The organism is Actinophytocola sp. (genome assembly GCF_036555685.1).
Lineage (GTDB): Bacteria > Actinomycetota > Actinomycetes > Mycobacteriales > Pseudonocardiaceae > Actinophytocola.
Genome location: NZ_DATBKY010000105.1, coordinates 24,018 through 32,859, shown reverse-complemented (window position 1 = coordinate 32,859; position 8,842 = coordinate 24,018). Strand labels below are relative to the sequence as shown.

Here is an 8,842-nt window from a genome sequence, read left to right as displayed (position 1 = left end):
CGCACGATCGTGCTCCACCGGCAACCGTCCACAGAGGAACCGTCGAACTCGTCGTCCGGCGTGACCGCACCCGCGGTGTCGTCCGGCACCAGCTGGAACCAGTCGAACGCGGCGTCGACCACCGGGCGGGCACCCGTGCCGGTGAGCGACATGACGCCGATGCGCGGGTTCGTGATGCCCGCGACCAGCTTGTCGGTCTGCGGCATGGCCGTCCACGTGAGACCGTCCGCCGAGTACGACGCGGTCAGCTTCGTGCCGTCGCTCGCCAGCCGGACGTAGGCCGTGTCCGGGTAGTCCGCGCCGAGGTTTGCCGTGTTGGAGTCGGCCACCTCGTTCGGCTGACCGGCCTCCTCGCGGATGAACTGGAAGATCCGGGACGCGGCGTCGGCCGTGCCCCTGCCCTCCAGCACCATCTTGGCGTAGTTGTCGTCGTCGCCGTAGAGCACGAGACCGGCTTGCTGGTAGGCGTCCCGCGCGGTCAGCGACACCTTCGTCGTGGCCTGCCAGGCCCCGCCCGGCACGGGCTGGACGACCATGTTCGGGATCGGGTTGGCGTTGTCCGCACCGTAGATGTCCGTGTTGGACGTCGGGATGTGCAGGCTACCGCCGGAGACCGACAGATCCTGGTTCTGCCGGATCACGGTCCACCGGCCGGAATCCAGCGACGTGCCGAGGAAGTCGTCCGACCTGCCGGTGAGGCAGCTCGGGCTCGGACTGTCCACTGTGATCGGAACGTGCTCGGTGGTGGCGGCACCCCGGGCGTCGGTGACGGTCACCGACGCCTCGTAGTCGCCCGGCGCGGTGTAGGTGTACGACGCGTCCGGTGTGGTCGGTGCCGGGGCGCCGGCCACGCCGAAGTTCCACTTGTACGTCAGCGGGTTGTCGCCCTCGGCGTCGTTCGCGTCCGCGTGGAAGGCCACCGCCAGCGGCGCGGTGCCGCGGTTCGGCGTGCCGGTGGCGGTCACCTCCGGACGCTGGTTGTCGGTGACGCCCTTGCCGTTGAAGTCGACCCAGTTGACGTTGAACAGGCCGCCGGTGTTCGTGCTGCCCGCGGGCCTGCGGGCGACGAAGAACAGCGGTCCGCTCTCGGCCGGCGGGTCGGCCAGCTGGAGCGTCACGTCGGTGTAGCGCTGCCAGTCACCGGTGACCGGCGCGTCGACGGTGCCCACGAGCGGGCCGTCGGTCGCCCCGGCGTGCACCTCGATCGTGCCGCCGGACGACGCGGACGCCACCCGGAAGCCCATCGAGTCCACATCGGACAGGTTCGTGGGGTCGAAGGACCACCAGTCGCCGTCCTCGATGAACCCGATGTCCTTGAAACCACCCGCCGTGTCGGACGCGGTCTCCACCTGCACACCGGGGTCACCGGTGCCGGCACCGCCGGAGACCCGGCCGGTCTGGGTGAAGAACTCGGCCTGCTTGTGCTTGGGCTGCAGGATCGCCTGTGCCCGGCCGGTCAGCGACGCGGCACCGCCCGCGCCACCCTTGTCGGTGTAGCTGGCCTCGAACACGGCGAAGACGTTGTCGCCCTCGGTATGCCCGGAGGACAGCGTCGTCTGGACGGTGCCCGCGCAGCCGGTGTACTGGTCGAGCGGGTGGCCGTGCGTGTCGTGGCCGAGGATCGACTGCAGGTGCACGTCGGCGCAGTCGATCGTGCCGTCCTCGGGGTCTGTGACCGTGACGTCGAACTTCACCTGGTCACCCCAGTCGAAGAAGCCACCGTCCGGCGGGAAGTTCAGCGTCACGGTCGGCGCGCTGTTGCCGACGGTGATCGGCACGTTCGCGGTGCCCGTGCGGCCGTCCGCGTCGGTCACCGTGAGCGTGGCGCTGAAGTTGCCGTTGGTGGTGTAGGTGTGGCTCGGGTTCGCCTCGGTGGAGTCGGTCGTGCCGTCCCCGTCGAAGTCCCAGGCGTACGTGAGCGGCGTGCCGTCCGGGTCGATCGAGCCGTCGCCGGTGAACCGCACGGTCAGCGGGGCGAGACCGGAGGTCTTGTCCGCCGATGCCCTCGCGATCGGCGCACGGTTGCCCTGCACGTAGTCGATCCGGTAGACGCCGGAGTCGGCGTTGTCCCCGCCGAAGCCCGAACCCCACTCGACGAGGTAGAGCGCGCCGTCCGGACCGAACTTCATGTCCATCGGCTTGCGGAAGTCGAACGTCGGCAGGATCTGGTTGATGTCGACCAGCCGGCTGCCGTCCTCGTTCAGCTGGAACGAGTACAGCTTGCTCTGGTTCCACTCCCCGAAGACGGCCTTGCCGTCCCAGTACGCCGGCCACTTGCGGTCGGAGGCGAGGTCGGGGTCGTACCGGTAGACCGGGCCGGCCATCGGCGCGCCGCCACCACCCAGCTCGGGGAACGCGGGGTTGGTCGCGTAGTGGTAGTCGACGGTCGCGGGGATCGCCGCCGGCAGCTGCGTCAGACCGGTGTTGTTGGGCGAGTTGTTCACCGGGTGCGCGCAGTCGAACTTCGCACCCGAGGTGCCGGTGGCGAAGTCGAAGTCGTTGTAGGGCACGTTCTGCCCGATGCAGTACGGCCAGCCGTAGAAGCCCGGCTGGTTCATGATGTCCCACTCGACGGTGTTCTCCGGCCCGCGGTCCGGGTTCGGGTTTCCCGCGTCCGGGCCGTAGTTGGCCACCATCAGCTTGTGGGTCTTTGGGTCGATGCCGATCCGGAACGGGTTGCGGAAGCCCATCGCGTAGATCTCCGGACGGGTCTGCGCCGTGCCCGGTGCGAACAGGTTGCCGTCCGGGATCGTGTACGTCCCGTCGGCCTCCGGGTGGATCCGCAGCACCTTGCCGCGCAGGTCGTTCGTGTTCGCGGACGACTTCTGCGCGTCCCAGTCCGACCGGCCGGCACGCTCGTCGATCGGGGCGTAGCCGTCGGAGTCGAACGGGTTGGTGTTGTCGCCGTTCGCGAGCCACAGGTCACCGGTCTGGGAGTCGAAGACCATGCCGCCGCCGTGGTGGCAGCACTGCGAGCGCTGCACCGGCACTTCGAGCACGACCTTCTCGCTGGCCATGTCCAGCGTGCTGTCGGCGTTCACGGTGAAGCGGGACAGCCGGTCGACGTCGTCCGGCCCGTTCGGTGAGTAGTACAGGTAGATCCAGCTGTTGTTCGCGAAGTGCGGGTCGAGCGCCATGCCGAGCAGGCCGGACTCGTTGGCGGTGAACACGTCCAGGTGCGCGGCGGTCGCGGCGCCACCGGTCGGCCGGATGACCTTCACGTCGCCGAGCCGGTCGATGTAGAACACCCGGCCGTCCGCGGCGACGTCGAGCATCATCGGGTTCGACGTGTTGTCGTCGAGCGTGACCTTCTCGAAGCTGCGGTCCTGCGAGGCGGCGCAGTCCGCGGGGACGACGCCGGCGGCGGTCTGGATGCCGCCGAGTAGCAGGTGCAGGAACTCGGGCTCGACGTAGCTCTCCTTGGTGTGGCCGAGGCCCGTGTACCAGGAGCGGCCGCCGTCGTAGTCCTGGCACCACGTGTTCGGGTGGTCGAACCCCATGGTGCCGCCGGTGTAGGTCTTCTCGTCCAGCGACGTCAGCACGTGCACGGTGCCGCGCGGGTCGACCTGGTAGTCGTACCACTCGTCGGTGCGGGACAGGGTGGTCGGCAGGCCCGCGGTGGACGGGTGCGCCGGGTCCTCGACCTTGACGGTGGCCTGCTGGATCGCCGGGTGCTGCTTGAAGTAGCCGCCGACGAGCCCGCCGTACCACTCCCAGTCGTACCCGCTGTCCGCGGCGGCGTGGACGCCGACGAAGCCGCCGCCGCCCTCGATGTAGCGCTGGAAGGCGTCCTTCTCGGCCTGCGTGCCGAGCGGGTCGCCCGTGGTGGACAGGAAGATCACCACGTCGTACTGGGCGAGGTTGTCGTCGGTGAACAGCGTGTCGTCCTCGGTGGCGTCGACCGCGAAGCCGTGGTCCTGACCGAGTTTCTGGATGGCGGCGATGCCGTCGGGGATGGAGTCGTGGCGGAAGCCGGTGGTCTTGGCGAAGACCAGTGCCTTGAACGGCGCGTCCGCGGCCCGTTCGGCCGGGGCGGCCGCGGCCGGCGCGGCCGCCATGGCCGCGGTGACCGCGGCGGCCGCCGAGACCACGAGCAGTGGTCTGATCGGCTTTCTGCACAGGCGAGCGAACCGGCGGAGGCGCGCGCGTGACCGCGCGCCCGCCCTGCTCGTGCGGGACATCGATTAACCTCCCAAGAGGTGCCCGGAAGCCCGGGATGGGGTGTGACTGGCGTTGCGTCCCCCGACAGGTGCGGATCGCCCGCGGCGATTCCTCCTTTCTCCCGTGTGGTGCACCTGCCGTGGTGTGGGGTGCGGCAACACCTCGCACCACGGCCCCGTTCAGGCCATATGTCGCGCGGCGGCGATCGTCGGGTCGTCGAGTACGGCCTCCAGCGCGACGTGCGCGCCGCCGCGCGAGGCCGCGGCGAAGCCGAGGGTGGACGCCACCACCTGGCATGCGCCGGCATCCGGCGCGATGACACGGCCGCGCATCTCGCCGAGCATCGGGTCGAGCAGGAACTCCGCGAGGTTCGCGAAGTAGCCGCCCAGGACGAGCACCCGCGGGTTGAACACGTTGATGAGGATCGACGCGCCCAGCCCGAGCGCGGTGCCGACGAGGTGGAGCGCGTCGAGCGTGCGCGCGTCGCGGGCCCGGGCCCGGGCCCGGATCGTGTCCAGCCGCTGCTCGAGGTCCAGCGACGGGTCGCACACCGGGTCGTCCGGGGTGGCGGCGAGGCGCAGCAGCGCGGCGAGGCCGACCATGGTCTCCCAGCAGCCACGCCGCCCGCAGCCGCACAAGTTGCCGCCGGGGTTGAGCGGCATGTGGCCGATCTCGCCGGAGAACCCCTCCGCACCACGCAGCAGCCGCCCGTCGACCATCACGCCGCCGCCGACGCCGGTCTCGCCGGTGAGGTAGACGAGGTCCGGCGTGCCGGCCTCGCCGCCCATCGCGTACTCGCCGAGCGCGGCGAGGTTGGCGTCGTTGTCGACCTGGACCGGGAACGCGGGCGGGCCGAGCCGCGCGGTGAGCCGTCCGACCAGCCCGGCCACGACGGATACCTTCGTCCAGTGCAGGTTCGGCGCGAACGCCACCACACCCGCGTCCGCGTCGACCAGCGCGGGGATGGCGAGCGTCAGGCCGACCGGGGTGATGCCGTGCCGGGAGCATTCGGCCAGCGCGCGGACGGTGAGGTCGGTGACCGCGTCGAGGACGGCCGCCGGCGGCAGCGCCGGCACGTCGAGCGCGACCCGCTGGTCGAAGACGACGGTGTCGGCTAGGTCGAGGACGAGCGCGGTCACGTAGTCGACGTTGATCTCCACGCCGATGCCGCCGATGCCACGGCCGTCGAGCTCCACCGTCTGGCCGGGCCGCCCGACCGAGCCACCGCGCTGCACGTCGCCGTCGCGGACCAGGCCGCGGTCGATCAGCTCGGCGACGAGGCTCGACACGGTGCCGCGGTTAAGGCCGGTCTCGACGGAGATCCGCGCGCGCGAGCGCGGACCGGCGTCACGCAGATGACGCAGCACCAGCGCCAGGTTGTTGCGGCGCATGGTGACTTGGTCGGCCGGCTGCCGGCGGCCGTTGTGTGGCGAGGCGGTCACAGGGCACCTCATAATTTGTCCGTCAGACGGACAAATTATGAGTGTGTGAAACCCGCGTCAAGGGTTACCGGCAAGTTTCCGACCGGTCGGCCGATTGCGGCAGCCACGACCAGGCCTTCCCCCGCCGGTCGCCGGGGTGCACCCTGTGTGTCTGGAGGTGGCCTCATGACAGACGTGCTGCGACCGGGCGAGGCGGCGCGCGTCGCCGGGATCGACGAGGCGGTGTCGCTGGACGAGCTGCGCCTCGCCGCGCGCAACCACGGCATGCCGCTGGAGGCGTTGCGCTACGACCTCACCCCGCCCGGGCTGCACTACCTACTCGTGCACTACGACATCCCGTTCCTCGACCCGGCGTCCTGGCGCCTGGAGATCGGCGGGCACGTCGCCACGCCGCTGTCGCTGGACCTCGCCGCGCTGCGGTCCGGCCCGGCCGTGACGCACCGGGTGACGCTGGAGTGCGCCGGCAACGGCCGCGCGAAACTGCTCCCCCGCCCGGTGAGCCAGCCGTGGCTCGACGAGGCCGTCGGGACCGCCGAGTGGACAGGTGTCTCGCTGGCGTCGCTGCTCGAGGAGGCGGGCGTGCTCGACGGCGCGGTGGACGTGGCGTTCACCGGACACGACCACGGCACGGAGCGCGGGGTCGAGCAGGACTACTGCCGTGCGCTGTCGCTTTCGGACGCCGTGTCGGGCGACGTGCTGGTGGCCTACGAGATGAACGGCGCGCCGCTGCCACCGCAGCACGGCGCGCCCGTGCGGCTGATCGTGCCGGGCTGGTACGGCATGGCACACGTGAAGTGGCTGCGCTCGGTCGAGGTGCTGGCCGAGCCGTTCGCGGGGTTCCAGAACGAGGTCGCGTACCGGCTGCGCGCGGACGCCGACGATCCCGGTACCCCGGTGTCGCGGATCCAGCCGCGGGCGCTCGTCGTGCCGCCCGGGTTTCCGGACTTCATGACCCGGCGCCGGATCGTCGACGCCGGGCCGGTGGAGCTGTTCGGCCGGACCTGGTCCGGGCGGGCGCCGGTGACCGGTGTGGAGTTGAGTGTGGACGGTGGGCTGACGTGGACCCAGGCGTCGCTCGGACCGGCCGCGTCGCGGTACGCGTGGCGGTCGTGGTCGTTCACCTGGGACGCGCTGCCCGGCGAGTACGTGCTGTGCGCGCGGGCCACGGACGAACGGGGGCCGCAGCCGGTCGAGGCGCCGTGGAACATGCAGGGCATGGCCAACAACATGGCCCAGAGCGTGCCGGTGACCGTCCGGTAGGACGAACGGCCGGGCCGCTTCCGCGACCCGGCCGACGACTCCGTCACGTCCCGCGATTGTGTCCTAATGCGACGGATGCACCACGCCCGCCGCGCTGCCGCCGCGGCGGCTCGGCTCGCCCGCCGCCAGGACCTTGCCGTGGCCCAGGAACTCCAGGCCCGACGCCACGCCGATGTTGCCGTCGGTCTTGATGTTCGGGTCCAGCGGCGAGGTGTTGTTCACCGCGAAGGTGTGGCCCAGTGCCTGCAGGCCCGGCACCACCGGCTCGGCGAGGAACGCCGGTTCGACCTGCGTCGTCGCGCTGTTGCGCTGGGACGCCCGCGGCGCGGCGATCGCGTCGGGCAGGCTCATGCCGAAGTCCAGCCGGTTCAGCAGGACCTGGATGACGGTCGTGATGATCGTCGCGCCGCCCGGGCTGCCGACCGCCAGGAACGGGCGGCCGTGGTGCAGCACGATCGTCGGGGACATGCTCGACCGCGGGCGCTTGCCCGGCGCGGCCAGGTTCGGGTCGGGGGCGGTGCCCTGGGTGGGCGCGAAGTTGAAGTCCGTGAGCTCGTTGTTCAGCAGGAAGCCGCGGCCCGGCACCACGATGCCGCTACCGCCGAGCTGCTCGATGGTGTTCGTGTACGACACGACGTTGCCCCACCTGTCGGTCACGACGAAGTGGTTCGTGTGCGCACCCTGGTTGCCGTCCGGCGTCGCCGCACCGGCCGCGGTGCAGGTGCCGGGGCCGTTCGGGTCGCCCGGCGGCACCGGGCTCGTCGCCGCGTGGGCCGGGTCGATCTCGCACGCGCGCTGGGCCGCGAACCGGTCGGACAGCAGCTGCCGCTGCGGCACGTCCACATAGGCCGGATCGCCGATGAAGCGGCCCCGGTCGGCGAACGCGAGCCGCGTCGCCTCCAGGTAGTGGTGCAGCGCCTGCACCCGGTCCATCGCGGACAGGTCGAACCGCTCGAGGATGTTCAGCGACTCGCCGACCGTGATGCCACCGCTGGACGACGGGGGCATGCCGTACACGTCGTAGCCGCGGTAGCCCGCGTGCGCCGGCCTGCGGTCGATCGTCCGGTAGTCCTTGAGGTCCCGCACGGTCATCAGGCCCGGCATCGGGTCGATCGTCGCGTCCGGGGCGACCGGCGGGTGCTGGACGGCGTCGACGACGTCCCGGCCGACCGAGCCGCCGTACAGCGCGCGGGTGCCCCGCTTCGCGATCTCGCGGTAGGTGTCCGCGAGGTCCGGGTTGCGCAGCTTCGAGCCGACGACCGGCAGCTCGCCGCCGGGCAGGAACAGGTCGCGGGTGGCGCTGAACTGCCGGAACCTGGCCTCGTTCTGCCGGGTCTGCTCACGGAACGTGGCGTCCACGGTGAACCCGCGGTCCGCCACCTTGATCGCCGGCTGGAGGTTTTCGGCGAGGTCGAAGCGGCCCCACTTGTCCAGCGCACGCTCCCAGGTGGCGAGCATGCCCGGCACGCCGACGGACAACCCGCTCGTCACCGCCACGGGGAACGGGTAGGGCTGGCCGGTCGCGGGGTCGATGAACATCGTCTCGCTGCCGGCCCGCGGGGTCGTCTCGCGACCGTCGATCGTGGACACGCGGTGGGTGCGCGCGTCGTAGTACACGAAGTAGCCGCCCCCGCCGAGGCCGGCCACGTACGGGTCGGTGACGCCGAGCGTCGAGGCCACGGCGACCGCCGCGTCGGCCGCGGTGCCGCCCTTGCGCAGTACCTCGAGGCCGGCGTCGGTCGACTCGAGGGTGTCCGACACCACCGCGCCGCCGAAGCCGACGGCGACCGGGTCCTTGGTCCTTGTCTGCTGGTCGGCACCGGCCGTGGTCCCGCCGGCCGCGAGCGCGGAGACGAGCAGGACTCCTACCGACAAGGCCGAACCGATCCGGCGGAAACGCATGCCGACCCCTTCCCGAGTGGGCGCGAAGTGCCCCATTTTCTTACCCGCCGCGGCGGCCCCGCACAACGATCATCGGC

General features: G+C 71.3%; 4 protein-coding genes. 1 reads left to right on the top strand and 3 read right to left on the bottom strand.

Annotated features, from left to right (window positions below):
• A partial coding sequence (locus VH969_RS10905; protein ID WP_331973566.1) for a ThuA domain-containing protein occupies positions 1–4,091 on the bottom strand: 4,091 nt, incomplete at its 3' end.
• 249 nt (positions 4,092–4,340) lie between these two features.
• Positions 4,341–5,603, bottom strand: coding sequence for an ROK family transcriptional regulator (locus VH969_RS10900; RefSeq protein ID WP_331973565.1), 1,263 nt, complete (start codon positions 5,601–5,603; stop codon positions 4,341–4,343).
• Between the two features lie 165 nt (positions 5,604–5,768).
• Here VH969_RS10900 and VH969_RS10895 point away from each other — a divergent pair, with 165 nt between their 5' ends.
• Complete coding sequence (locus tag VH969_RS10895) at positions 5,769–6,863, top strand: sulfite oxidase (protein WP_331973564.1); 1,095 nt, start codon at positions 5,769–5,771, stop codon at positions 6,861–6,863.
• Positions 6,864–6,926: 63 nt separating this feature from the next.
• Here VH969_RS10895 and ggt read toward each other — a convergent pair whose 3' ends face one another.
• Entirely contained in the window at positions 6,927–8,765 is a 1,839-nt protein-coding gene (ggt, locus tag VH969_RS10890) for a gamma-glutamyltransferase (protein WP_331973563.1), read from the bottom strand.
• Between the last annotated feature and the right edge of the window lie 77 nt (positions 8,766–8,842).

Bases quoted from the DNA above. Each gene is read 5' to 3' on its own strand.
- ggt (WP_331973563.1), bottom strand. From the start codon at position 8,765: ATGCGTTTCCGCCGGATCGGTTCGGCCTTGTCGGTAGGAGTCCTGCTC.
- VH969_RS10895 (WP_331973564.1), top strand. From the start codon at position 5,769: ATGACAGACGTGCTGCGACCGGGCGAGGCGGCGCGCGTCGCCGGGATC.